The organism is Autumnicola psychrophila (assembly GCF_031846645.1).
Lineage (GTDB): Bacteria > Bacteroidota > Bacteroidia > Flavobacteriales > Flavobacteriaceae > Autumnicola > Autumnicola psychrophila.
In genome coordinates, this window is record NZ_JAVRHN010000008.1 from 162,568 (window position 1) to 186,231 (window position 23,664).

The window sequence follows — 23,664 nt, forward strand, 5'->3', positions numbered from 1 at the left end:
AGGTTTCTAAAACCTGCGAGGTCTTTAAAACGAACTCAGCGAATCGCTTATTTACAGATGCTATTTACGTACCACTTTCACTTTTCCATCATTACTCAACTTAATAATTGCAGATGGTTTGGTGCTTTTTTTTGACTGGTGCAAATTTACTACATAGTCCACACCTTTTAAAATTTCAGGAGCTATTTGAGAGTATGATTCCGGAGTTTTTTCTCCGCTTACATTTGCTGAAGTTGAAACGATTGGTCTTCGAAATCTTCGCACTAATTCTTTGCAAAATTTGTCCTTGGTCACGCGTATCGCAAGCGTATTATCGTCTGCGATAAGATTTTCAGCAACACGAATAGGATCATCGTAAATAATGGTCGTTGGTTTTGCAGCATATTTAAGGATATCATAAGCCACTTCAGGAACATCTTCTACATATTCATTTAACATTTTAAAATCTGAAACAAGGCAGATAAGCGATTTAGATTCGCTTCTTTTTTTCAGGGCAAAAACCTTTTCTACAGCTTCAGGATTTGTAGAATCACAACCAATTCCCCACACGGTATCTGTAGGATAAAGAATAAGTCCGCCGCGTTTTAACACGCTAATTGCTTCCTGAGATTCAGTTTTAAAATCATCTTTCATTTAATACTTTTTTATATTCTGAATATGTTTTTTCAGCCATTACTGCTGAAGTAAAATTATTTTCCAGTTTTGCTCGGGAAATACGACTGAAGTTTTCCCGGTTCTGCTGATTGTTCAGCAAAGATACGATATGTGCGGCCAATTTCTTAACATCAAAAGCCGGGGCAAGTAATCCATTCACGTTATGTTCAATAACTTCAGAAATACCGCCTACATTTGTGCTTACGACTGGAACTTTATGATAAAAAGATTCATATATAAACTGCGGAATCCCCTCACTTTGCGACGTCATCAGGCTTATATCGAACTGCGGAATAAAATTAGCGGCGTTCTCCACTTTTCCCATAAAAGTCATATGTTTCTCCAGTTTGCACTCATTTATCAAATTGAGTAACGGAGGCGTGAGAGTACTAAATTCGCCAATCTGGACAAAATGAAGGTTTTTAAGATTCTGTTTATTAATAAGCTCATCAGCAACAAGAATAAAAGTTTCCAGGTTTTTAGGCCAGATGTGATTGGCGATGTTTCCGATAATTCGGACTTCTTTTTTTAACTGCAACTTATTCCGAAGAAGAAAGGGTGTGGTTGTAGCTTTATCCTTCATGTTCGTGCCATGGTAAATGCAGCGAATTTTATTTTTATCCTCGATGTTTTCTGAAGTAATCCCGGCAGTGGCTCTGGAAACACAAAGGATTTTCTTTATTTGAGGAGAATTGTACTTAAATAGCGTCTGCTTCCTGGACCGTATGGGAAAAGACGTTTTTTTACTAAAAACAGCAGGTGGGAGGGAAGCGAACCGGGTTCCTAAAATATAAAGCGTTAAAGCAGTGCTGTCGTGAATATGCACAATATCGACCTTCCTTTTCTTGCAAATATTGATGATCTTAGCCACATATCGCGGGTCCATTTTAAAACTTAAGGAGGCCGAAATTATTTCGGTTCTTGTGTCATAAAAATCTTTACTGAAGCGGAATTTACTATTGCAAAGGACGATATTGTTGATTTTTGGGGCCACATTGGGAAGTTCCCTGCATAAATTTTCAATATGCTTTTCTCCACCACCCCATTTCTTAACTGCTGAGAGGTGGAGGACAGTTAAATCCTGATCCTGATATTGTTTTGCTTCTTTCTGCAATATTTTCAATGTAAAATAGATCGTGAAAGTAAAAAAATCGATATTAAAGATCAGGAAATAGCTATTTTAATTTGAATGAGACGTTTAAATGATCTAAAACACAATCAACGGAAGGATCCACAATAATGACTTCAAATAATTATATTTGATTTTTGTATTCAGAAAGCGGAAGGCGAAAAATGGCAATTTTCGGCTTCTTTTGAAAAACTTTCTGAGTTATCAAAACAATCATGCAATCTACTTCATGAAAAAAATTCAGGTTGGTTTTTTGATGTCTTACGATTACGAATTGCTCAAAAAAGCAATTCCGCCGGTTTATGCAGCAGCAGATTCTGTTTTTATTGCTTTAGATGAAAATTATCGAACCTGGTCCGGAGGAAAAATAACGGTAGATCCTGAATTCTTCAAATGGCTGGAGGAAATTGATGTTGATCAAAAAATTACAATTTACAAAGATAATTTTTATGTGCCGGAACTTACTCCTATGCAAAACGAAGTGCGGGAAAGGAAAATGCTGGCGCAGAAAATGGGAGATAAGAATTGGTTAATACAATTGGACAGCGATGAGTATTTTCTCAATTTTAAAAAATTTGTAAGGGATTTGCATAAATATGACCATTTCTTAAATAAACCTGAAGATAATCCCGTGCAGATAGCGGCTTTTCTGCTGGTTCTCTATAAACATGTCGACGGTGGAATTTTATATGTGGATAATGTGCAGCGATTGATGGTAGCGACCAATTTCCCCGATTATAAAGTGGGAAGAAACACTAAAGAAAGAGTTATTTATACCAAAAATATTCTTCTGCACGAATGCGTATCACGGTCAGAAGAAGAGGTCCTCACTAAACTAAGAAATTGGGGGCATCGGGAGGAGACAAATCCAGATCAGTTTCTGGAAAAGTGGCGTGCTGTGAACAGTAAAAATTTTTCAGAATACCAGGATTTTTTCTACCTGGAGCCGGAAAAGTGGAAAAAATTAGCATTTGTAAATGGAAATTCTATAGAGGAAATCAACAGCAACTTAGATTCCACAGCCTTAATTCCTTCAGATTGGTATATTCGCAAAAAGAATTTCGGACAATGGTTTAAGTTCCTTTTTAAGTGAAGCCTGAAATTTGTCAATTTTCGGCATAGAGAAAGGAATGGGACTTTGTTTTATTCCGTAGTAAATTTGCAAAAAAATAGCTCTGTTAATAAAATCAACTTTGAAACCATATTGAGATGAAAACTGCTTTACTTATTTCTACCTACAACTGGCCTGAAGCTTTAAACCTGGTTTTAAAAAGTGTAAAAATCCAGAGTATTCCTCCAGATGAAATATTAATTGCAGACGACGGCTCTACTGAGGAAACGACTCAGGTCGTTCAAAAATATAAAAACCTGGGACTTCCTATAAAACATGTATGGCAGGAAGATAAAGGTTTTAGGAAAACTTCAATTTTAAATAAGGCTATTGCAAAATCCACTTCAGATTATATTATTCAAACCGATGGGGATTGCATTTTGCACAAGGATTTCGTTAAAGATCATATCAATAATTCTAAAAAGTCAACTTTTCAATTTGGGAGCCGGGTAAATATTCAGGAAAACCATTTGCAGGAGGTTTTTCAGGTTGAAAAAATAAGTTATAATTTTTTTGCCAGAGGAATAAAGAAGCGAACAAGGAACCTGCGTATTCCTTTTTTGACCAATTTTTATAAGCAGAAAAATGAGCTTTCCAAAAAAGTAAGAGGTTGTAATTTGTCTTTTTGGAGAAACGATTTTATCGATATTAACGGCTACAATGAAGATATGACCGGCTGGGGCCAGGAAGATTCGGAGATGGTCGTAAGATTATTAAATAAAGGTGTAGATGGCAGGCGACTGCGTTATGCGGGAATTGTTTACCACATTTGGCATAAAGAAAATTCAAAGGAAAAAAGCGGTGTAAACCGAATAATACAGCAGAAGGCAATGGACGGGGAGATGGTTAGCTGTAAAAACGGAATTGAAAAGTACCTTTAAAAGGCTGTTTTTTCTTTTACGCTAAAGCTTTATCCAAATAGGAAACGATCGCTTTTGCTCCTCTTTCTGAAGCAGTAGAGCCTTCTTCGGTATAATAATTTTCTTCGGTTATTTTTTTCTGAACGGTTCGATATTTGGCAAAATCTGCTGTTGCCTTTGCCAGAGTTTCATTCAGCTCTTTTGCTGAATTGATCACCTCACCACATCTCCAAAACCTGAAGTTGATATCATTTTTATAAGAAAGGTTGTTAGGATTTAGAAAAATACACGGCCTTGGAGAGATAATAAATTCATAAACCTGGCTTGAAACATCGCCGAGATAGAAATCTGCAGCATTTAGATAAGACATGTCTGTGCTTTTAAGACTGCCCAAGTCTATAAGAATATTTTTTTTCTGATAAAACTTTTCTGGTATTTCAGAAGCTGAATGTCCACCCTTATTTTCCTGAAAAAGGTGTAAATGCGGGGCAAAAATGAGATTAAAAGCATCCTGGCTGTAAAAATATTCCAGAATCTGCAGACCTTCCTGCTTCCATGAAGAGAATTCAGGGTCAAAATGCGGATTATACAACACTATAGGTTTGTTATTTTTAAAAAAAATTTCCTTTTGCTTGTGTTGAACGGCATCCAGCTTGGAGTAGCCCACAAGAGCGGGATAATTTCCCAATAATCCCAATGCTTTATAATGTCTATATTGAAAATTGCCAATTATGAGCTGAAAATCAAAATCCAACTGACTCTTATTAAAAGCGTAAGCCCTGCCGGGGGTGCCATGCGGAAATTTGAGAAGTTTGGGTGTTTTGCCCGGTTTTCTATCTCGTAACAGGTATTTGTGAAAATAATCAGTGAAAACTACAGCATCAAAAGTTTGAAGAATATACTTTTTGTTTTTCTTGATCCAGAATCCTTTTCTTGGCAATTCTCTGCCTTTTATTTTATCAGTAAATGCCCGGAAAGCTGAAGTCGGCAACTCTTCTACGGTAATATTATCGCCATCCAACTCTTTAATGCTTCTGCGCAGCAAATCGTGATTTGAAGGATAGGTGAGAATACTTACTTTTTGAGTTTTCGAAAGTTCTGTCGCAATGCTGATAAAATGAAAGATATGATGGATTTCGTCCAGGAAAATAAATCCTATTTTATAAGTTCTATCACTTTCTATCTTAGTCCCCATTGTTACAAGATTACCACTTTAGCAGGAAATATACAATTTGCTTCACTTGAATTCCCATTGCTGTACCTCGATAAAACTTTTTTCAGACGGGAAATCTTTATTAAAAACTTATTTTTGTGCTATGAAATTTGTGGTAGAAAAAGCTTTTGCAGATCAAAGAGAAGAAATTCTGCACTTTGTAAATCATTTTAGTAGAGAAGGAGAAGTACTGGATAAAGGTCAGCGTAACGACATTAAAATCTTCGACCTTAATGGAAAGAAGCTAAACGTAAAATCTTTTAAAAAACCCAATCTGATTAATCAGGTAGCATATAAATATTTCAGAAAATCCAAGGCACGTCGCTCTTTTGAAAACGCAAATTATTTATTGTCACACAATTTAAAAACTCCTGTGCCTGTTGCCTATGCAGAAGCGCCTGGTCTATTATTTACAGAGAGCTTTTATGTGTGCGAACAGATTCCATATGATCTTACCTTTAGGGAGCTAATTCATGAGCCTGATTATCCTCAGAGAGAAGAAATACTCCGGGCTTTTACCCAGTTTACCTTTCGGTTACATGAAAATAACGTGAATTTTTTGGATCATTCTCCGGGAAATACGCTCATTCAAACGAATAACGGAAATTTTGAATTTTATCTGGTAGATTTAAACCGGATGAAATTTGAACCTCTGAATTTTGAAGAACGAATGAAAAATTTGCATCGCATTACCCGTTTTGAGGACATGGCAAAAATAATAGCAAATGAATATGCGAAGTTAATCCCCGAGACTGAAGAAGAAGTTTTTTCTGAGTTGTGGAGCCATATTCAGAAATTTCAGGAAAAGGCAAGGAAGAAAAAGGAGTTTAAGAAGCGATTAGGTTTAAAAAAATAAGTCAGTCCATATTCCTTTTCATTAGCCAATGATAAAGAACAATATTATAAGCTTTAAAACCTTCGAGGTAGCTCAAGATATAACCTTCTTTTCCTGCAAGAAAACTTCTTTTCATGAAATACTGTCTAAAAAAGGCTTTAACCGGATTCCAGAGAAAATAAAATTTATATATTTTCTCCTTCGGGTTTTTTGAAGATCCAATGCGTTTGGCTTCCCTCATAAGCTCCTGCGTGTACTGATTATAATTTTTCAATTCGGGATCCTTTATTTTTCCGTTTAAAATCTGGAGCTTCACATACCTGCTTAAAACCCCGTAACCATTCATAGATGTGGAGGTTAGCCCTGCTACACCGTCCATAAAACCCAGTCGCAGAATATATTCACTTAAAAACCTGTAGAGCGGTTTCAATAGCAACGGAGCTGCTCCTACTTCTTTCTTCCGCTGAAAAAGTTGCGTGGACTGCAACTCAGAATACTGATTTTTCTTCTGAAAGAAGTGCCACAAATTTCTGTAAGTATAGTGGAGTATTCTGCCTTTAAGCACACCAACAGATCCTTCACATAGAAGTTGCTCATGAACCAGACCTTCATATCTGCAGAATTTTCTATTGAATAACCGAAGCTTTATTTTATTTCCGTTGGTGCCGTGATGGATGAACCGGTTTATAAAATAATTTTTGAACAACATCTTATAGGCCTCGTGCTTCGGGTTTTTTATCGCAGAAAGAATTTCATTGCGCAGTTCGTAAGTGATGTATTCATCAGCATCCAGGACCAGGATCCAGTCGTTCTTTGCCCTTGCGATCCCGTAATTCTTCTGATTAGAAAAATTGTCAAATTTACGTTGCAGGATGGTACAATTATGTTTTTCTGATATTTTAACTGTGGCATCTGTACTGTAAGAATCCATAATTAATACCTCGTCTGCAAAACCCGAACAGGAAATGGCCTGCTCTATTAATTCTTCTTCGTTGTAGGTAGGTATTAAAACTGTTATGGGTGCCCGCATCTAGATATCAAAGGATTTCAAGTGGATAAAATTAAGTATTTTTGGGGTAAATCCAATTTTAATGAAGGCTATTGATACATCGGTTATTTTAAGTACGTATAATGCTGAAGAATGGTTGAAGAAAGTTCTATGGAGTTATACGGTTCAAACTTACCGAAATTTTGAAATAGTAATTGCAGACGATGGTTCAGGAGAAGGAACAAAAGCTCTTATTGAAGAATTTAAATCAAAGACTGAAATTCCGATAAAACATGTATGGCACCCGGACAGAGGCTTTCAGAAATCTGAAATTCTGAATAAGGCAATTTTAGCCACAGCAAGTGAATACATTGTAATGAGTGACGGGGATTGTATTGTGCGCGAAGATTTTATTGAGAAGCATGTGAAATACAGGACATACGGCTATTTTTTAAGCGGCGGCTATTTTAAACTTTCTATGGACCTTTCTCAAAAAATAGAGAAGGAAGATATATTAACCGGTCGCTGTTTCAACTTAAAATGGCTAAAAAAGAACGGACTTTCTTCTTCATTTAAAAATAATAAAATTGATGCTCATGGATTTAAGAGCTGGATACTGAATTTAATAACGCCTACTTCAGCAACATGGAATGGTCATAACGCTTCGGGTTGGAAAAAAGATATTCTGGAAGTTAACGGTTTTGATGAAAGAATGCAATACGGGGGACAGGACAGGGAGCTTGGGGAACGACTGATGAATCTGGGCATTCGTGCTAAGCAGATTAGATACAGCGCCATCTGTCTTCACCTGGATCACTCGCGTGGCTATAAGAATCAGGTTTCCATAGATAAGAATCTTGCGATAAGGAAAGCTACCCGCGATCAAAAAAGTACCACAACAGCTTACGGGATTAAAAAGAATTCTTCTTCATAAATTCATTAATCTGTGGCAGAATATAATCTGGGGTAAATTCGTGGTATAAAGATGAGCTTTGCTTATAAAGTTCTTTTTTACTCTTACCTGCAAACAATTCAGGTTTTACATCCTTTAAATGTATCGACTGGTTTTGAGGTTCATTCTCGAATGTGGCCCAGAATTCCTTTACGATATACGGGGAGAAAATTGTGAAAGTAGCTTTTTTAAAGGCTTTAGCAATGTGAATACTTCCACCTTCGTTTGCAATCATGCCATCACAGTGGTAAACGATCTTAATAAAATCCCTCAGGCTTTTGCCGAAGATGTCCGGGTAGATCTTATCTGAAGTTTTGACTTCTGCCAGGATTTTATCTACACTTGGTCTTTGGGATGGGATATAATTAAAAATAATATTTACGTCGTAATTATCAATTAAATAATTAATAATTTCTGCAGTATAGGAAACAGGAAGGGATTTGGAAGCATCACTCCCCAGGATTCCAAACATAATGGTTTTCCTATTTTTATTTAAAGGTGCCAAAATAGACGCACCTTCGTTCTTTTCTTCTTCGGTTAAAAATAGTTTTGGAGCTGCTTCAATTTCAGTTTCTCCATCCAGACACTTTATTAAATTGATTCTGTCATCTATTGCTTTTCCAAAAGGGGAGTCCTGCTCTTCGAGAATAGGAATTTTGTGGGTGTAGGCGAGTGGCAATGTCTTTTTCTGATAACTAATGCGCTTTTTTGCATTGCTAAACAGGCTCAGGAACTGACTTTGAAATTTGACATATGGATCTATAATTACATCAAATTTCTCATCTTTAATGTAGAACGCCGTACTAATAAGATTTTTGATCTGCTTTAATTCCTTCTCCTTTACAGCGATAATATGGTCAATATTCGGATTGTTTTCCAATACTGGTGCAGCATAATCATAACAGAGAAAGAAGATAACCGAATTGGGATATTTTTTCTTCAAATTGTTGGGTATTATTGATGCCAATAATACGTCACCAATTCTTTTATTCTGAATAATTAAAATCTTCATCCTTATTCTCCCGGGTTATCTTCTTTATAAGATTATTTCATGGTTACACAGCAACGCTGTATTCCCTTAGAGCATCATTAAGTGATGTTTTTTTGTTAGTGCTTTCTTTTCTTTTTCCAATAATAAGAGCACATGGCACCTGATATTCACCTGCCGGGAACTTTTTTGTGTAACTACCAGGGATCACCACAGATCTTGCCGGCACATAACCTTTAAATTGCTTAGGCTCATCTCCCGTGACATCAATAATTTTTGTAGAACCTGTAAGTACTACATTTGCACCAAGTACAGCTTCTTTTTCTACGCGAATTCCTTCTACCACGATACTTCTGGAGCCTAAAAAAGCATTGTCTTCAATAATAACCGGAGCGGCCTGTAGTGGTTCTAAAACTCCGCCAATTCCAACACCACCGCTTAAATGTACATTTTTACCAATCTGTGCACAACTTCCTACCGTAGCCCACGTATCCACCATAGTGCCTTCATCTACGTAAGCGCCAATGTTTACATAGCTGGGCATCATAATTACTCCGCTGGAAATATAAGCACCATGGCGTGCAACCGCATTAGGAACCACACGGATTCCTTTTTCTTTATAACCTCTTTTTAAAGGCATTTTGTCGTGATATTCAAAAATACCTGCTTCCAGGGTTTCCATTTTCTGAATAGGGAAGTACAAAACAACTGCTTTTTTAACCCATTCATTTACCTGCCAGCCGTCTGCTGTTGGCTCCGCTGTTCTCAGCTTTCCCTGGTCAAGTAGTTCAATGACCTCGCGTATGGCATCTGTTGTTTCTTTATTTTGAAGTAAGTCCCGGTTCTCCCAGGCTTCTGTAATTTTTGCTTGTAATTGATCCATTCTTAAATGTTTTCCGCAAATATAACAGCTTATGGCTAAATTTTGGATGCATAGTGATATAAACCTTACATTTGTGCAAATTTTTGATATGGCAAGGATTTTGGCACTGGATTATGGAGTAAAGCGCACAGGTATTGCGGTTACAGATGAGATGCAAATTATTGCCTCAGGTCTCGCCACAGTTGCTACCAAAGAATTACTGCTTTATTTGGAAAACTATTTTAGAACAGAGAATGTTGAACTTGTTTTAATCGGCGAGCCGCGGCAAATGGATAATTCAGCTTCAGAAAGTGAAGTTTACATCCAGGAGTTTTTAAAAAAGTTTGCTGAAAAATTTCCGCAGATGGAAATGAAACGGGTAGATGAACGTTTTACTTCTAAAATGGCTTTTCAAAGCATGATCGATAGTGGAATGTCAAAAAAAAAGAGAAAAGATAAGGCCCTGGTTGACGAGATTAGCGCAACCATAATTTTACAAACCTACCTTTATAAATGATTAAGGTTAAAGGCTTAAGGGTTAATAGAAAAGTCATTCTCAATGCTGAGAGATTTGAAATTACATTCTAAAGATTTTGCACATCAATGTGTGAAAATTGCTGTTTCCTTACCGGAATCTGCTTTAGGGAGGCATATTAAACATCAGTTGATAAGATCTTCAACTTCAGTGGCGGCAAATTATAGAGCTGCAAGTCTTGGCCAAAGTAAAAAAGCTTTTATTTCAAAATTAAGCATTGTCATTGAAGAAGCCGATGAATGTGTTTTTTGGATGGAGTTCCTTAAAGAAGAAGGGTTGGCGACTGGCATGACATTTGAATCAGCATTAAAATAAGGAAGAGAATTAACAGCTATTTTTGTTTCTTCAAGAAGAACAGCAGAAAAAACAGATAAAAGATAATAGTGCAGAAGGTTCATTTAACATTAAACCTTTAGCAATAAACATTTATATAAATGATTTTACCAATAGTAGCTTATGGAGATCCGGTTTTAAGGAAAAAAGCAAAAGAAATTCCTGAAGATTATCCTAAGTTGGACGAGTTAATGAATAATATGTGGGACACCATGTATAACGCTTATGGAGTGGGATTGGCCGCGCCGCAGGTGGGGATTCCTGTTAGGATGTTTGTGATAGATCCTGCACCATTTGCAGAAGATGAAGAATTGGATGAAGCCGAAAAGGAGCAACTTCTAAATCTTCGGAAACTTTTTATAAATCCAAGGATTATAGAGGAAGAAGGTGAGGAATGGGGTTTTAATGAAGGTTGTTTGAGTATTCCGGAAGTAAGAGAAGATGTTTTTAGAAAACCGGATATTGTGATCGAATACCAGGACGAAAATTTCAATACACACAAGGAAAGCTATTCCGGGTTAGCGGCGAGAGTGATTCAGCATGAATACGATCACATTGAAGGAATATTGTTTACAGATAAGCTTTCCAGTCTCAAAAAACGACTTATAAAAAGCAAGCTCAGCAATATTTCAAAAGGAAAAATCAAGATTGAGTATAAGATGCGTTTTCCGGAGATGAAAAAAGGCAGATAATCATTTTGATAATTGGGGCAGTAATATCATATTTGCCACCGAAATTGAAAAAGAACTATGGGTTTAGAAAAAATACTGGCAATCTCAGGTAAACCGGGATTATACGAAATGAATGCACAGACCCGCGGAGGGTTTATCGCAACTTCTATCGTGGACGGGAAAAAGATATCTGTGAATTTGCGCCACAATGTAAGTGTGCTAAGCGAAATTGCTATTTATACTTATACTGAAGAAGTTCCGCTAGGAGAGGTCCTTCAGAAGATGAAGGAAAAGGAAGATGGGGGAGAGGCAATAGACCATAAATCTTCCAAAGCACAACTGGAAGATTATTTTGCTGAAGTTCTTCCGGAATATGATGTGGACAGGGTTTATGCCAGTGATATAAAGAAGATCATCCAGTGGTACAACCTGTTGATCAAAAACGGATTTACAGATTTTTCTAAAGAATCTGCCGCCGAAAACAAAACTAAGGACGAAGAAGAATAGATATTACTTAAAATATTTTACTGGCCGGACCTAATTTTGAATTTCCCTGAATGAATTCAAAACTTTTGTCCGGCTCTTTTTTTTCCATTTTTCGGCATTGGTTAGGGTAGTGCATCAAAATTTTAATCCGAAGATAAATGCCCCGTCCCGGTTTCCATCCTGGTTAGAGACAACGTAATCCAGCCTTAAAAACCGATATTTGCCAAATCCGAGGTTATTTATACCCACAGAATATTCTGAATAAGGTTTATTTTCCTGAGTGTAAAGGGCGTGAGCACCCAAAATAAGGTTATAATTTAGCTTGTTTAAAAAAGGGATTTTACCCAAAACCCAGCCCTGGAAATTATGTTCCAGGTGTCCTTCTGCATAAGTCTGGTTGGTACTCAGTGCGTAGTACGGCAGCAGGTTAAAAGTCTGTAAATAATTTCCAAAGCCAATCCTGGTCTGGTTTCCTTTAAAATGCTGGTAATCTACAAACGCAATATCTTCAGCACTTAAAAAAGTACCTCCGCTGGCGCTGTATCCAAATTCTCCTTTATTTCCAAGGCTTATTTGCTGCGTCACAAGCGCTTTAAATTGGTCAAAATTGTAATTTTTGGCATCAGAATTAAATCCTTTTTCATAAGCGAGGTACAACTTTGGATATTTATCACTCGGGATGTTGTATTTCCTGTCCGGATAACTCATATATTTTTGTCCAAAATTTATTTCACCAAGAATATTCAACTTGAAAATCTGGTGTTTTTCAAATGGAACAGAACCAAAATCATCGGGCGCTAAGGGATTGTTGGAAGTATATTCCACATCATCGCGCGCTATAAGAACATAGTCTGTAGTATTGGTTAAGGGTGTGCGCTCTTCAAAAGATAAATTTCCGGAGAAATCAAATCCGTTAACTATCTCCTGCTCATATTCTATTTCCGCAAACGAGCGTTCGTATAACTTCATATAATTTCTTTCAAAGTAAAGCGTGGCAATGCTGTTTATTAATCTCGTAATAGGTTCGCGGGTATTAATTTGAGCAGTTTCAACACCTCCCGAAATGGTGAGGGTAGCATTGTTGATGTCATTAAATTTTTTCTGAAAACCTCCATTTATTCTGAATCGCTCTTCGGCCAGGCCATAGTTTAGTTCAGAAAAGACACGCCAGTATTTGGTGTCATTATCAATGTGGTTTTGCTGAAATTCCACATCTACTGAAGTATTCCAGCCCTGTACGGTATTGAATTTAACACCAAATAAGGGAGAACTAATACTGAACATCCTTTTCTTATACGAATTGCGGTAAGTATAACCCATTAAAGGATCTGTAAACTGAAATTTGTTCCTTTCGGCATCAATAGAATCAAGGTATTGCCGGGACTGCTTTTTCTCCTGAATACTGTCTTTCTTTATGTAGTCATTCTTTTCTTCGGAAGTAAGCGGGACCGGCCTCAGGTTTTTCCAGAACAAAGAATCCTTTTTATTTGCTGACGGGGCAAAAGCGAGTACTTCTTTGCCAAAACTCCGTTTGTTAAACTCGGGTTCAAAATTGTAATTACTGTAAACTGCAGTAAACCTTCCGTCACCTGCAATCCCGAACATGGCAAATTCAAAGTCCACCGTTTGGGAAATCTGAATATAGAACCCGTTTTCTTCAGAAAATTTATAATTCTGCTTAAACTGAAGGGTTTCTATTGGTTGAACCTGGATGGCTTTTCCCGTGGTCTTAAGCTCTACACCAAAAATTTGCCAAAAGTCCTCTGCAATATAAATATATCCTGAAAATACACGATCTTCCGGCCGTTTGGGAGTAACTTTGATCTTATTGATTAAATGCCCATTATCGTCATAAAATGTGCCTTCCAGCTTATAATTATAGTAATTAAATGCATAATCTGCAATTGGGGAAACGATATCGCTATTAATCTCAATAGTATTTTTGTAGAAGGAAAAATAAGCTTCCTGGGCAGAGTTTAGGCTGAAACCATTGTCGTTGCCACTTACTTTTGAAGCAATGATCTTTTCTTTAAAATCATCTGGTTTTCTATATGAAATTTCGGAAATCGTTTCGCTCAAATACACAATTCCGCTACGGGTAGAATCTAGACCACCGCCTAAATCGCCAATTTCCTGTCCCAAAATCTTTTCAGGGGCATTTTTAATTCTCCAGAGTCCGCGGGAATAGAAATCTGCAGTATATTCTTCAACTTTTGCCGCATTTTCCTTTCGAAAATTGATTGCATTCTGAATAATGGCATTTGCCGGATTCTCATTGGCATCTACGGTAACTTCAGAAAGACTTGTGGTCTCTTCTTCCATTGAAATATTCAGTTCAAAGGGAAATTTTTGAACATTTACCTCCTTTTTTAGACTTTTAAAGCCCAGAAACTGAAAAACAAGATGATAAGTTCCGGGATTGGAAGTCTTTAGACTATAAATTCCGTTCTCATTGGTGGTGGTCCCAAAATGCCCATTATCGGTATATACATTTACATAGGGCAAAGCTTCACCGTTGTTATCGGTAACTTTTCCGGTAATTTGTGCTAAAACTGAAGACGAAGAAATTAAAAGAAAAAAAAGTAAAAGCAGCCTGTACATGTAGTGTGATTTGAGGCGGCAAAATAAGAAAAAAGTTTACAGTTTAGGTGAGTAAATTTGTTGATTGGAGCTTCAGACTGTACCTGTAAATATTTTATGAATTGAATTCTTTTTTGATACGGTCCAGTTTTCTCTTGCTCTCACGGTTTTTGATGGTCTCCCTCTTGTCGTATATCTTTTTACCTTTAGCAAGGGTGATCTGGATCTTTGCCAGTCCGCGGTCGTTAATAAACAATCGTAACGGAATGATTGTTAAACCCGAATTCTTTACTTCTTTTTCCAATTTCCGCAGTTCTCTTTTCTGAAGAAGTAACTTCCGCTCACTTTTGGGATTATGATTAAAATGAGTGGCATGGGAATATTCCTCAACATGCATATTAATTACAAAAAGCTCGTGATTTTGAAATTCGCAAAAGCTTTCGGCAATAGAGGCTTTTCCCTGGCGAATTGCCTTAATCTCAGTCCCTGCAAGCTGAATTCCCGCCACGTATTTGTCGAGAAATTCGTATTCAAATTTCGCTTTTCGGTTTTTTATGTTGATGGTATTTGAATTCTTCATAGACCTACAAAAATAGGAAGCTTTATTCAGAAAAGCTTATAATGTTTCTTTAAAATTGAAGAGACAATTACTTGCTCCAATTGCTTTAAAGATAATTCAATCCCTTATAAAAGTCTATCTTTGTAGTAATTTATAAATTTTATGAAATACAGATTTTTTATTTTAATTGTCTTATCAATTTTTATTTCCTGTAAGCAATCAGATGGAGAGCTGGATGCACAGGAAGTTGTAAATAGAGCGATTGAGATTGCAGGTGGGGAGAATTATGAAAGAGCCAGCATTAAATTCGATTTCAGAAATAGTACCTATAGGAGTAGCCGTAATAATGGAGAATTTGAGTTGGAGCGGTTAGTGGTAGATTCCGCAGGATTTAAAACGCGTGACGTGTTAACTAATAATGGCCTGGTAAGGTTTAGAAATGATTCTGCTGTTAAGATTGCAGATTCCCTTATGAATTCCGTGAGCAACAGTGTGAATTCGGTGCATTATTTTGTGCAGTTACCTTATGGTCTTAACGCTCCGGCAGCCAATAAAGAACTGGTTGGTCGTGATACCATAAACAGTCAGGGATATTATGAAATTAAGGTGACTTTTAATGCTGAAGCTGGTGGTAGTGACCATGAAGATGTCTATTTATACTGGATTAATGACAATACCTTTACGGTGGATTATCTGGCCTATAATTTTGAAGTAAATGAAGGGGGCGTAAGGTTTAGAAAAGCAATAAATCCGAGGGTTATCAACGGTATTCGTTTCGTTGATTACGAAAATTTTAAATACCCTGATGCTGATGTTAAATTGGAAAAGCTAGACAGTCTTTATACTGCTGGGGAGCTAGATTATATTTCAAAAATTGTTAACAGAAATATTGAAGTAGAACTTAGGGAGTAGCTTCTAATTCTTTATGCTAGTTGCCAGGTGTTACGTTTTCTTTCCGGCTGGTTGCTATTCATCTTTAAAATCCTTCGGAAATGTTTCCCTGGCTATTTTCAAGGCTTCGTCGTAGTGATCTTTAACAACAAAAAGAAGAACCTGGCCCGGTAATCCTCCACCAAAACCTGCCCTTAAACCTGAATCAAAGTCGTTTCTTACCCGGGAAGATATTCCTTCTTTTTCAAACAGTTCCTGTAAGTATTGAATATTGGTTTCAGCACCTGTATAGACGTGTTTATAGCTTTGGTCGGTATCCATAAATTTATTGTTTTGAAGAACTAAAATACAAATATCAACGCTTGTAAACAGGGGCTTTATGCAGAGTTTAACGTTCTAGGCATTATAGTACTTGCTGTTCCAGATTTCGCTGCTAAAATTCTTTCCTTTTTTAATTCCGAAGAAAATAGCAAGGCCTGCAACCCATTTAAACATAAAAAAGAAGATGATAAAAAATTCGGCTGTAGTCTGGCGGGGGGAAAACATCCCATCCGGCACCAGTAAAGCAAGCAAGAAGCTTCCAATAATCAGGACTATAGCAAAATTTTCAAATGTTCTGAAGGGCCACATAAAGATTTTGCGAAACGGACTTAGATCATTTCCCCATTTATGGATCAAATAGTAATAATCATTTCCCATTGGCGCCATAAGTAAAGGGTCATCTGCATTTTTAAGCTTAAAAAGTTTAGAAGGAGCAAGTATTTTAAAACCTTTTAAGGAGGTGTCATGCTGTTGCTCCAAACGTCTTATTTCGGAAATCGCCTCGTGCGGGATATTACCCTTAAAATATTTTGTACTTAAAAAGCGTAGGCGGTATATCACACAAATTTTTTCAATATCTGAAATATGGAATATCCTGTTGCTTTCCAGATGATCAAAATTAAAGCTATTTCTGTCTATTGAAGATCCATCCTTCAGCGACTCCAGGATAACATCATTGTGGTTTTCAGTAGCTTTTAAAATATCCTGAACCTGTTGCAGAATCTTTTCTTCAGAAATTCTTTTGTTGCGGGAACGTAAAAGTTTTTTTTGAATATCAGTGGGTGAGAGGTTCAGCTTCATTAATCGATTCTTTAGCATCCAGCACTAAATTAAGTATTTAACTCCTAAAATCCCAACAAATTTTTTAAGACAAACGTTAATAATCTTTTCAGAGTAATAGAACTTATAAAACATAATAAAGGTGAAGGTACATCGGGTCATCATAGAACGACGATAATTGCCATATTTAGCACCTGCCTGAACCTGATCAATAAATACTACGATAGCTTTTAAAGTGAATTAGGAATTGTTTATCCTTTCGGTACTTACCTTGTTAAACTTAATTAAAAGTGCCTGAAAGCCTTTATTTTTCAGGACATAAGAACTAATTTAAAATTTTTAAAAAGAAAAATAGTAACTATGAAAAATTTAAACTCTTATTTTTTAATATTGCTGGCAACTTTAACGCTTGCAGCATGTGGTTCTGGAAGTGGACCTTCAAAGGATAATGCAAAGAAGTTAAAAGCATATGATTCTTATGCATATCTGCCAAATAAAGATACAATCAAAAGCCGTAAGCTTGATAATGAGGAAATTCAGGAGAACATTATAGAGACCATAAACATGCATATGCAGGAAGAAGGGTATGTTTTGGATATAGGCCAGCCTGACGTTCTCATCTATGTTCATTCTATGTTTGATGAAGATATAGCAGGCATCTCAAACCCGGTATATACCAGCTATTCTTATTACCGTCCGGGACATTTCATTGGTTCTTATTACGAACCTTACACTTATGAAAACTATTATACGATACAGAGAATAACCGGAAGTGATGCAAAGCAGATTCCTTATGTGGAAAGGTCTATTGTAATTGATTTTATAGACAGGAGAACTAATGAAATCTTATGGCGTGCTACAAGTCCTGAAGAAATTGGAACGCGTAGAATGGAAAGTGATATCCAGGAATATATAGACGAAATTTTTAAAGATTTCCCATAGTAGGAAATTAAATTTTAAAAACAGAAAAACCGTGTAAAATGCTTTACACGGTTTTTTGCTTTAAGCTATTACTATTTTATCTCAATTCAGCTTGAAGATCTTTTTCAAATCTTTGCTGAAGTTTACTCATAATTTTGTCAACCTGCTTATCTGTAAGCGTCTTATTTTCATCCTGAAACATAAAGCTTACTGCATAACTTTTTTTGCCTTCAGGAAGGTTACTTCCCTGGTATACATCAAATAAATTTACAGTTTTCAGGAATTTCTTTTCTGTTTGTATTGCAATGGATTGAATATCTTCATACTTAACCGACTCGTCCAATAACAGCGCGAAATCCCTTCTTACCGCCGGAAACCTTGGAATTGCAGTGAAGTTGATTTTTTGTGTTTTTACCAATTCAATAACAGCATCCCAGTTAAAATCGGCAAAAAGTACTTCCTGATCGATATCAAAATGTTTTAAAATCGATTTTCTAACCACCCCGAATTCTACCAGAGTGGCTTTTTTGGAACTCATAGCAACCCCTTCAGAAAAAACATCAGATTTAGCTGATCCGGCTTTAAGATTTGTAATTCCCAGGCGGTTCAGGATCGATTCCACAACCCCTTTCAGATAGAAGAAATTCCCTCTATTCTCCTGTGAGTTCCATCCTTCCGGATTTCTATTTCCAGATATAAAAACAGACAGATGTTTATTTTCCACGCGACCGCTTACGTAATTGTGGTACGTCTTTCCGAATTCAAAAAGCTTTAAATCACCGTGGCGGCGATTAATATTGTAACTTACTGTTTCCAGTCCGGAAAATAACAAAGACTGACGCATCACGCTAAGATCCTGGCTAAGCGGATTAAGCATGTTCACGCTATGTTCCTCTTTTAATTGTTCACTTAGCTTAATATAAGCAGGACTGGTAAGAGAGTTCGCCATAGTTTCGTGAAATCCCTGGCCTGTTAATTGGTTGGCGATAATGTTCTGCAACTTATAATCTTCATATTTTGAAGAATTGGCAACAGAAATTTTTAATTTCTCACCAAATTTAATGTTGTTATAACCGTAAACCCTGAGAATTTCTTCGATAACATCAGATTCCCTTTGCACATCTACCCTATATGAAGGAATAGTAAGTCCCATTCCAGTCTCGGTAACATTATTTACTCTAATTTCCAGGGAAGCCAGAATAGATTTTATTGTCTCTTCCTGAAGGTTTTCACCAATCAGTTTATTCACCTTTTCAAAAGTGAGGAACACCTGAAAATCCTCAATTTTTTTCGGGTAGATATCGTCAATATCGCTGGTAATTTCCCCGCCGGTGATTTCTTTTATAAGCAAGGCTGCACGTTTAATTGCATATTCAGCAATGCTGGGATCAATACCACGTTCGTACCTGAAAGATGCATCGGTATTTAGTGCGTGTCTTTTTGCTGTTTTCCTCACGCTAACTGAGTTGAAGTAGGCGCTCTCCAGGAAAATCTTATTGGTATTAGCTGATACACCACTGCCCAGTCCACCAAATACACCGGCAATGGCAAGAGGTTTTTCGGCGTCGCAAATCATTAGATCCTCTTCATGAAGCTCTCTTTCCACTTCGTCTAAAGTGATAAATTTGGTGCCTTTTTCCAGTGTACGTACTTTTATTTCTCTTCCTGCAATTTTATCCGCATCAAAAGCGTGCAGCGGTTGCCCCAATTCGTGCATTACATAATTGGTAATATCAACCACATTATTTTTAGGGGTAATTCCAATAGCTTTTAAACGATTTTGTAACCAGGATGGTGACGGTTCAATTTTTACTCCGGAAACGGTTACTCCGCAATATCTTGGCGCTAGGCTGGAATCCTCTATATGTATCGGAATTTTGAGGCTTCGGTTATCTACATGAAAACTACTAACCGAAGGGGTGATCAACTCGAGATTTTTGCCTTGTTGCTTGTAGCCTGCCTTTAAATCCCTGGCTACACCCCAGTGGCTCATCGCATCTGCACGGTTTGGGGTAAGGCCGATTTCAAAAACATGATCATTTTCAATCTCAAAGATTTCAGCAACGGGCGTTCCGGGAATCAATTCGTTATCCATTACCATAATCCCTTCGTGGCTGCCGCCCAGGCCAATTTCTTTTTCTGAACAGATCATCCCGTGGCTTACTTCACCACGAATTTTTCCCTTTTTGATAGTCCATTCTTCCCCGTTTTCATCATAGAGTGTAGTCCCAATTGTTGCCACTGGCACTTTTTGTCCGGCTGCAATATTGGGAGCACCACAAACTATTTGCACATTTTCACCATTACCAAAATCTACAGTCGTTAAATTTAACCGGTCTGCATTGGGATGTGGATTACAGGTTAACACGTGGCCAACCAAGACTCCTTGCAGTCCGCCTTTAATGCTTTGGAAGGAATTGATTCCTTCTACTTCAAGCCCAAGGTCTGTTAGCAAATCTCCGGTTTCGATCGGATTTTCAGGGAGTTTAATGAATTGCTTTAGCCAGTTGTAAGAAATTTTCATCGGGTTCTGTTTTCAGGCAGCAAAGATAGTACTACGATTGATTTTAGCATAAATTAAAAGGGATTTTTGAAGGGTTCAAAAAATTAGAGCTTGAACTTTCCTAATTAGTATTAAACGGTTTTAAATATAAATCTGTTTATCAAAAAACGTTAGAAGTAGAAAGATATAACTACAAGGGTAAATCACCTGATAAGCTACTCTATGTAGTTTGGAGAGCCCTGGTCGCTTTCAAAGTCTGCGACAAATGAATTTCATAAATTTTAAGGATATCAGGGACGTTTACATAATCATAATCCGGTTCCTTTTTGCCTTCATGTCATTCAAGGTAATGTGATGCTATATTGAAGACGAAAAGACGGTGGCGAAGTACTAAGGCAACATATTTGAAAGGTGGTTGTGACACTTCTCATTTAAATTTAAAATTGATACCGAAATTTGGCAGTTTTCAGTAATTTCAGGTTGTAAAAGTAATATATATGGAGCTGTCCTGGAAAGATTTCGAAAAAGTGGAAATGCGTGTGGGAACAATCGTGGAAGTTAATGACTTTCCGAAAGCCAGAAAACCCGCTTATCAGTTAAAAATAGATTTTGGAGAACAAATAGGATTTAGAAAATCTTCTGCGCAAATAACCGCACGCTATAACATTGATGAACTCAAAGGAAAACAGGTTGTTGCTGTGGTTAATTTTCCGAAGAAACAGATTGCAAACTTTATGAGTGAATGCCTGGTGCTGGGAGCGGTGGGAGAGCAGAACGATATTGTTCTTTTACAGCCTGGTTTTGAAGTAGCAAACGGATTGAGAGTGGGATAACAAAAAGTTGAGGGAAGTCCCCCTGACAAGAGAGCAAAAAAAAACCGCCCTAAAGGAAAGGACGGTTAAGATCTTAAAAAATGTAGTTTTCTAGATGTCGTCAAAACTTACATCTGTAAAAGCCTTTGCAGAGGTAGCTGTAGCTGCTGCTGCCGGCACACCATTGGTTTCTTCCTGCTCTTCTTCAGGCTTGAAATTTTTCTGATGGCGCTCACTAATTACCTCTTCACCTTTTTCATCAAGAATGTAATCTGTCATTTCCTGAAGAATTTCATTAAATCCTGCGAAATCTTCTTTGTACAAGTAAATCTTATGTTTCTTGTAATAAAAAGAACCATCATCGTTAGTAAATTTTTTACTTTCTGTAATGGTTAGGTAGTAATCATCAGCCCTGGTAGCCCTTACATCAAAAAAGTAAGTTCTTCTTCCGGCTCTTAGCACTTTAGAGAATATTTCCTCTTTCTCCATCGTTCCCTTGTCGCTCATAAATAAATGCTTTAGTTGGTTTTTATTTGCTCTTCAAAAATCTAAAAATTATTAACATTTAGCAAAGAATTTTCACATTTCTTTTTCATTTAACTGTTTTGCATAGAGCTCTTTATAATATCCTGATTGGTTTATTAATTGGGAATGAGTGCCTTGTTGTACTATTCGCCCATCTTCCAGGATGATTATCTTGTCTGCATTCTTAGCTGAAGAGATCCTGTGGCTAATAATAATCGTGGTTTTCTCTTTGGAAATTTTGAAAAGGTTATTCAGGATTTCTTCTTCAGTTTCTGTATCTACAGCTGAAAGACAGTCGTCAAAAAGCAAAATTTCGGGGTCATGAATTATCGCCCTTGCAATGGAAACCCGCTGTTTTTGTCCACCGGAAAGGGTTATTCCCCGTTCTCCAAGTACGGTGTCATAACCTTTGCTGAAGTTCTTGATGTTTTTATGGACTGAAGCATTTCTGGCAGCTTCATATATTTCATCATCGCTGGCATCCGTTTTACCAAATTTTATATTGTTGCGAATAGAGTCACTAAAGAGAAAAGCATCCTGGGGAACATAACCTATACTTTTTCTTAGGCTCTCCAAATTTAAATCCTGAATACTTTCTCCATCAATAACTATTTCGCCTTCCTCCACATCATAAAGACGGCCGATAAGTTCCAAAATTGTTGATTTTCCGGCACCGGTTTTTCCAATAATGGCCAAAGTTTCTCCATTTTCAACTTCAAACGAGATATTCTTTAAAGCTGTAATGTTTGTATCGTCGTAAGTAAAACTTACATTTTTAAATGCAATAGCTCCTTTTATATTATCGGGAGCGCTTTTCTGATTTGTGATTTCCGGTTTTTGGTCCAGGAATTCATTGATTCTTTCCTGGGAAGCCGAGGCCTGTTGCACCAGGGAAGTTACCCATCCTATAGAAGCTACAGGCCACGTAAGCATATTCACATAAAGCAGGAATTCTACAATTACTCCAAGATTTTCAATTTCACCGTTAAGATATTTTCTTCCGCCTATATAAATTACGAGGATATTACTTATCCCGATAAGCAAGACCATAAGCGGAAAGAAGAATGCCTGAACCTTTACAAGATCAAGGTTTTTATCCCGGTTCCCGTTGGAAAGTTCTTCAAAGTTACGGTTGGTATGTTGCTCCATTCCGTAAGATTTTATCACCGCAATTCCGCTAAAACTTTCCTGAGTAAAGGTATTTAACCTGGATAAATACTGTTGTACCACAGTACTACGTTTATGAATAGCAACACTTAATTTATAAATGGCAAAGGATAGCACCGGTAGAGGAATAACGGTATAGAGCGTAAGTTCTGGCGCAGCATCTATCATATAAATTAAAACCACCACAGTAGAGGTAAAAGTAGTTACACTGTACATCATAGCCGGGCCCAGATACATCCGCACTTTGGAAACATCCTCACTAATCCTGTTCATCAAATCGCCGGTACGGTTTTTCTTATAGAAATTAAGTGAAAGATCCTGATAGTGACGGTACACTTCGTTTTTAAGATCAAACTCCATGTGACGGGACACTACGATAAATGTTTGTCTCATCAGGAAGGTGAAAAATGCAGAAATAAGAGTAGCACCTACGATGATCATGATATTATAGGCAAGTTCACTGCGAACCACAGAAATATCAGTTATATTTCCTTTTATATAATCCTCAATAACATTGGTAGAATCACCAATTAAAGGAATATAATAAATGGCAAATATTCGTGCGGCTATAGTGATAATAAGTCCGCTAAGAAGTTTCCATTTATATTTATAGAAATATTTATTAAGATGTTTTAAATGCTTCATTAAGCCTGGAGGTTCAGTGATCCAATTTATTAAAATTTACTCCTTCTATTTCAGAACCAGTCGGTTTATATGTGTTTGCCTTACCGGAAAAGAACATGAAAAAGATGCATCCGGTTATAGGGACAACATATTTTAAGGTGTTTGCAATTTTCGGGTGCAAAGATAAGGGATTATAAGTAGATATGGGTATATGCGTTCGTGTTTTACTGCCACCGATCTACGCTAATCACGACTTAAGTTATAAAAAAATATTAAGGGGGGATTAAATGAAATTTGCAGTGCCAATAAGTTTGAATAAGAAAAAATCTATTTTGCAGTAGTCAGTTTTAAATTATTGGTATTT

The 23,664-nt window shown here is 36.9% G+C and carries 24 protein-coding genes; 11 read left to right on the forward strand and 13 right to left on the reverse strand.

Annotated elements, in window-relative coordinates:
- Nucleotides 1–60: 60 nt before the first annotated feature.
- Nucleotides 61–633 carry an L-threonylcarbamoyladenylate synthase gene (locus RM541_RS11980; protein WP_311500385.1) on the reverse strand — a complete coding sequence of 191 codons (573 nt, stop codon included), beginning with the start codon at nucleotides 631–633 and terminating at the stop codon, nucleotides 61–63.
- Nucleotides 623–1,768: a glycosyltransferase family 4 protein gene (locus RM541_RS11985; RefSeq protein ID WP_311500386.1), complete on the reverse strand. Its 1,146-nt coding sequence runs from the start codon at nucleotides 1,766–1,768 to the stop codon at nucleotides 623–625. Before RM541_RS11985 ends, RM541_RS11980 begins: the two co-directional genes overlap by 11 nt.
- 244 nt (nucleotides 1,769–2,012) lie before the next feature.
- Here RM541_RS11985 and RM541_RS11990 point away from each other — a divergent pair, with 244 nt between their 5' ends.
- Together RM541_RS11990 and RM541_RS11995 are read left to right on the forward strand one after the other, a co-directional pair.
- Nucleotides 2,013–2,876 carry a hypothetical protein gene (locus tag RM541_RS11990; protein WP_311500387.1) on the forward strand — a complete coding sequence of 288 codons (864 nt, stop codon included), beginning with the start codon at nucleotides 2,013–2,015 and terminating at the stop codon, nucleotides 2,874–2,876.
- 116 nt (nucleotides 2,877–2,992) lie between these two features.
- A complete protein-coding gene (locus RM541_RS11995; RefSeq protein ID WP_311500388.1) occupies nucleotides 2,993–3,775 on the forward strand; it encodes a glycosyltransferase family 2 protein in 783 nt (260 codons plus the stop codon).
- A 16-nt stretch (nucleotides 3,776–3,791) separates the two neighbouring features.
- Here RM541_RS11995 and RM541_RS12000 read toward each other — a convergent pair whose 3' ends face one another.
- On the reverse strand, nucleotides 3,792–4,949 hold the full coding sequence (locus RM541_RS12000; RefSeq protein WP_311500389.1) for a CDP-glycerol glycerophosphotransferase family protein: 1,158 nt from the start codon (nucleotides 4,947–4,949) through the stop codon (nucleotides 3,792–3,794).
- Nucleotides 4,950–5,070: 121 nt separating this feature from the next.
- Between RM541_RS12000 and RM541_RS12005 the strand changes: the two genes are divergently transcribed.
- Nucleotides 5,071–5,823 (forward strand): lipopolysaccharide kinase InaA family protein, encoded by a 753-nt coding sequence (locus RM541_RS12005; protein WP_311500390.1) that lies wholly within the window; start codon nucleotides 5,071–5,073, stop codon nucleotides 5,821–5,823.
- 1 nt (nucleotide 5,824) lies between these two features.
- Here the strand turns inward: RM541_RS12005 and RM541_RS12010 are convergent, their stop codons facing one another.
- The gene (locus tag RM541_RS12010; protein ID WP_311500391.1) at nucleotides 5,825–6,832 is read right to left on the reverse strand and encodes a glycosyltransferase family 2 protein; all 1,008 of its coding nucleotides are present in this window, start codon (nucleotides 6,830–6,832) and stop codon (nucleotides 5,825–5,827) included.
- 61 nt (nucleotides 6,833–6,893) lie between these two features.
- On the opposite strand from RM541_RS12010, the gene RM541_RS12015 reads away from it, so the two are divergent.
- Nucleotides 6,894–7,724 carry a glycosyltransferase family 2 protein gene (locus RM541_RS12015; protein WP_311500392.1) on the forward strand — a complete coding sequence of 277 codons (831 nt, stop codon included), beginning with the start codon at nucleotides 6,894–6,896 and terminating at the stop codon, nucleotides 7,722–7,724.
- Here RM541_RS12015 and RM541_RS12020 read toward each other — a convergent pair.
- Together RM541_RS12020 and RM541_RS12025 are read right to left on the reverse strand one after the other, a co-directional pair.
- Nucleotides 7,702–8,754: a glycosyltransferase family 9 protein gene (locus RM541_RS12020; RefSeq protein WP_311500393.1), complete on the reverse strand. Its 1,053-nt coding sequence runs from the start codon at nucleotides 8,752–8,754 to the stop codon at nucleotides 7,702–7,704. The genes RM541_RS12015 and RM541_RS12020 overlap by 23 nt on opposite strands.
- Before the next feature lie 43 nt (nucleotides 8,755–8,797).
- Complete coding sequence (locus tag RM541_RS12025) at nucleotides 8,798–9,613, reverse strand: 2,3,4,5-tetrahydropyridine-2,6-dicarboxylate N-succinyltransferase (protein WP_311500394.1); 816 nt, start codon at nucleotides 9,611–9,613, stop codon at nucleotides 8,798–8,800.
- Nucleotides 9,614–9,701: 88 nt separating this feature from the next.
- Between RM541_RS12025 and ruvX the strand changes: the two genes are divergently transcribed.
- From ruvX to RM541_RS12045, 4 genes are all read left to right on the forward strand, one after another.
- Nucleotides 9,702–10,109, forward strand: coding sequence for a Holliday junction resolvase RuvX (gene ruvX, locus RM541_RS12030; RefSeq protein ID WP_311500451.1), 408 nt, complete (start codon nucleotides 9,702–9,704; stop codon nucleotides 10,107–10,109).
- 42 nt (nucleotides 10,110–10,151) lie between these two features.
- Nucleotides 10,152–10,442 carry a four helix bundle protein gene (locus tag RM541_RS12035; RefSeq protein ID WP_311500395.1) on the forward strand — a complete coding sequence of 97 codons (291 nt, stop codon included), beginning with the start codon at nucleotides 10,152–10,154 and terminating at the stop codon, nucleotides 10,440–10,442.
- Nucleotides 10,443–10,561: 119 nt separating this feature from the next.
- On the forward strand, nucleotides 10,562–11,152 hold the full coding sequence (gene def, locus RM541_RS12040; RefSeq protein WP_311500396.1) for a peptide deformylase: 591 nt from the start codon (nucleotides 10,562–10,564) through the stop codon (nucleotides 11,150–11,152).
- A gap of 57 nt (nucleotides 11,153–11,209) precedes the next feature.
- Entirely contained in the window at nucleotides 11,210–11,638 is a 429-nt protein-coding gene (locus RM541_RS12045; RefSeq protein ID WP_311500397.1) for a DUF5606 family protein, read from the forward strand.
- A gap of 114 nt (nucleotides 11,639–11,752) precedes the next feature.
- Here the strand turns inward: RM541_RS12045 and RM541_RS12050 are convergent, their stop codons facing one another.
- Both RM541_RS12050 and smpB read right to left on the reverse strand, forming a co-directional pair.
- Nucleotides 11,753–14,218, reverse strand: coding sequence for a DUF5686 and carboxypeptidase regulatory-like domain-containing protein (locus RM541_RS12050; RefSeq protein WP_311500398.1), 2,466 nt, complete (start codon nucleotides 14,216–14,218; stop codon nucleotides 11,753–11,755).
- Nucleotides 14,219–14,312: 94 nt separating this feature from the next.
- Nucleotides 14,313–14,777 carry an SsrA-binding protein SmpB gene (gene smpB / locus RM541_RS12055; RefSeq protein WP_311500399.1) on the reverse strand — a complete coding sequence of 155 codons (465 nt, stop codon included), beginning with the start codon at nucleotides 14,775–14,777 and terminating at the stop codon, nucleotides 14,313–14,315.
- Between the two features lie 141 nt (nucleotides 14,778–14,918).
- Between smpB and RM541_RS12060 the strand changes: the two genes are divergently transcribed.
- Entirely contained in the window at nucleotides 14,919–15,668 is a 750-nt protein-coding gene (locus RM541_RS12060; RefSeq protein WP_311500400.1) for a DUF6503 family protein, read from the forward strand.
- A gap of 54 nt (nucleotides 15,669–15,722) precedes the next feature.
- On the opposite strand, the gene RM541_RS12065 is transcribed toward RM541_RS12060, so the two are convergent.
- Nucleotides 15,723–15,968 carry a putative signal transducing protein gene (locus tag RM541_RS12065; protein ID WP_311500401.1) on the reverse strand — a complete coding sequence of 82 codons (246 nt, stop codon included), beginning with the start codon at nucleotides 15,966–15,968 and terminating at the stop codon, nucleotides 15,723–15,725.
- Between the two features lie 75 nt (nucleotides 15,969–16,043).
- Nucleotides 16,044–16,769 (reverse strand): hypothetical protein, encoded by a 726-nt coding sequence (locus RM541_RS12070; RefSeq protein WP_311500402.1) that lies wholly within the window; start codon nucleotides 16,767–16,769, stop codon nucleotides 16,044–16,046.
- 339 nt (nucleotides 16,770–17,108) lie between these two features.
- Here RM541_RS12070 and RM541_RS12075 point away from each other — a divergent pair, with 339 nt between their 5' ends.
- Nucleotides 17,109–17,690 (forward strand): DUF4136 domain-containing protein, encoded by a 582-nt coding sequence (locus RM541_RS12075; RefSeq protein ID WP_311500403.1) that lies wholly within the window; start codon nucleotides 17,109–17,111, stop codon nucleotides 17,688–17,690.
- Nucleotides 17,691–17,766: 76 nt separating this feature from the next.
- Here the strand turns inward: RM541_RS12075 and pheT are convergent, their stop codons facing one another.
- Nucleotides 17,767–20,193, reverse strand: a complete 2,427-nt coding sequence (pheT, locus tag RM541_RS12080) for a phenylalanine--tRNA ligase subunit beta (protein ID WP_311500404.1) — start codon at nucleotides 20,191–20,193, stop codon at nucleotides 17,767–17,769.
- 476 nt (nucleotides 20,194–20,669) lie between these two features.
- On the opposite strand from pheT, the gene RM541_RS12085 reads away from it, so the two are divergent.
- The gene (locus RM541_RS12085; RefSeq protein ID WP_311500405.1) at nucleotides 20,670–21,005 is read left to right on the forward strand and encodes a tRNA-binding protein; all 336 of its coding nucleotides are present in this window, start codon (nucleotides 20,670–20,672) and stop codon (nucleotides 21,003–21,005) included.
- A 90-nt stretch (nucleotides 21,006–21,095) separates the two neighbouring features.
- Here RM541_RS12085 and RM541_RS12090 read toward each other — a convergent pair whose 3' ends face one another.
- Together RM541_RS12090 and RM541_RS12095 are read right to left on the reverse strand one after the other, a co-directional pair.
- On the reverse strand, nucleotides 21,096–21,491 hold the full coding sequence (locus tag RM541_RS12090) for a PUR family DNA/RNA-binding protein (protein WP_311500406.1): 396 nt from the start codon (nucleotides 21,489–21,491) through the stop codon (nucleotides 21,096–21,098).
- Between the two features lie 72 nt (nucleotides 21,492–21,563).
- Nucleotides 21,564–23,321: an ABC transporter ATP-binding protein gene (locus RM541_RS12095; protein ID WP_311500407.1), complete on the reverse strand. Its 1,758-nt coding sequence runs from the start codon at nucleotides 23,319–23,321 to the stop codon at nucleotides 21,564–21,566.
- Nucleotides 23,322–23,664: the final 343 nt, after the last annotated feature.

Excerpts from the sequence above, each read along its gene's own strand:
- RM541_RS12015 (WP_311500392.1), top strand. The coding sequence starts at position 6,894 with ATGAAGGCTATTGATACATCGGTTATTTTAAGTACGTATAATGCTGAA.
- RM541_RS12060 (WP_311500400.1), top strand. The coding sequence starts at position 14,919 with ATGAAATACAGATTTTTTATTTTAATTGTCTTATCAATTTTTATTTCC.
- RM541_RS12000 (WP_311500389.1), bottom strand. The coding sequence starts at position 4,949 with ATGGGGACTAAGATAGAAAGTGATAGAACTTATAAAATAGGATTTATT.
- RM541_RS12085 (WP_311500405.1), top strand. The coding sequence starts at position 20,670 with ATGGAGCTGTCCTGGAAAGATTTCGAAAAAGTGGAAATGCGTGTGGGA.
- RM541_RS12045 (WP_311500397.1), top strand. The coding sequence starts at position 11,210 with ATGGGTTTAGAAAAAATACTGGCAATCTCAGGTAAACCGGGATTATAC.
- RM541_RS12020 (WP_311500393.1), bottom strand. The coding sequence starts at position 8,754 with ATGAAGATTTTAATTATTCAGAATAAAAGAATTGGTGACGTATTATTG.
- RM541_RS12065 (WP_311500401.1), bottom strand. The coding sequence starts at position 15,968 with ATGGATACCGACCAAAGCTATAAACACGTCTATACAGGTGCTGAAACC.
- RM541_RS12010 (WP_311500391.1), bottom strand. The coding sequence starts at position 6,832 with ATGCGGGCACCCATAACAGTTTTAATACCTACCTACAACGAAGAAGAA.
- ruvX (WP_311500451.1), top strand. The coding sequence starts at position 9,702 with ATGGCAAGGATTTTGGCACTGGATTATGGAGTAAAGCGCACAGGTATT.
- RM541_RS12090 (WP_311500406.1), bottom strand. The coding sequence starts at position 21,491 with ATGAGCGACAAGGGAACGATGGAGAAAGAGGAAATATTCTCTAAAGTG.
- RM541_RS12095 (WP_311500407.1), bottom strand. The coding sequence starts at position 23,321 with ATGAAGCATTTAAAACATCTTAATAAATATTTCTATAAATATAAATGG.
- RM541_RS11995 (WP_311500388.1), top strand. The coding sequence starts at position 2,993 with ATGAAAACTGCTTTACTTATTTCTACCTACAACTGGCCTGAAGCTTTA.
- RM541_RS11990 (WP_311500387.1), top strand. The coding sequence starts at position 2,013 with ATGAAAAAAATTCAGGTTGGTTTTTTGATGTCTTACGATTACGAATTG.
- RM541_RS12070 (WP_311500402.1), bottom strand. The coding sequence starts at position 16,769 with ATGAAGCTGAACCTCTCACCCACTGATATTCAAAAAAAACTTTTACGT.
- pheT (WP_311500404.1), bottom strand. The coding sequence starts at position 20,193 with ATGAAAATTTCTTACAACTGGCTAAAGCAATTCATTAAACTCCCTGAA.
- RM541_RS12050 (WP_311500398.1), bottom strand. The coding sequence starts at position 14,218 with ATGTACAGGCTGCTTTTACTTTTTTTTCTTTTAATTTCTTCGTCTTCA.
- smpB (WP_311500399.1), bottom strand. The coding sequence starts at position 14,777 with ATGAAGAATTCAAATACCATCAACATAAAAAACCGAAAAGCGAAATTT.
- RM541_RS12035 (WP_311500395.1), top strand. The coding sequence starts at position 10,152 with ATGCTGAGAGATTTGAAATTACATTCTAAAGATTTTGCACATCAATGT.
- RM541_RS12075 (WP_311500403.1), top strand. The coding sequence starts at position 17,109 with ATGAAAAATTTAAACTCTTATTTTTTAATATTGCTGGCAACTTTAACG.
- RM541_RS12005 (WP_311500390.1), top strand. The coding sequence starts at position 5,071 with ATGAAATTTGTGGTAGAAAAAGCTTTTGCAGATCAAAGAGAAGAAATT.
- def (WP_311500396.1), top strand. The coding sequence starts at position 10,562 with ATGATTTTACCAATAGTAGCTTATGGAGATCCGGTTTTAAGGAAAAAA.
- RM541_RS11980 (WP_311500385.1), bottom strand. The coding sequence starts at position 633 with ATGAAAGATGATTTTAAAACTGAATCTCAGGAAGCAATTAGCGTGTTA.
- RM541_RS12025 (WP_311500394.1), bottom strand. The coding sequence starts at position 9,613 with ATGGATCAATTACAAGCAAAAATTACAGAAGCCTGGGAGAACCGGGAC.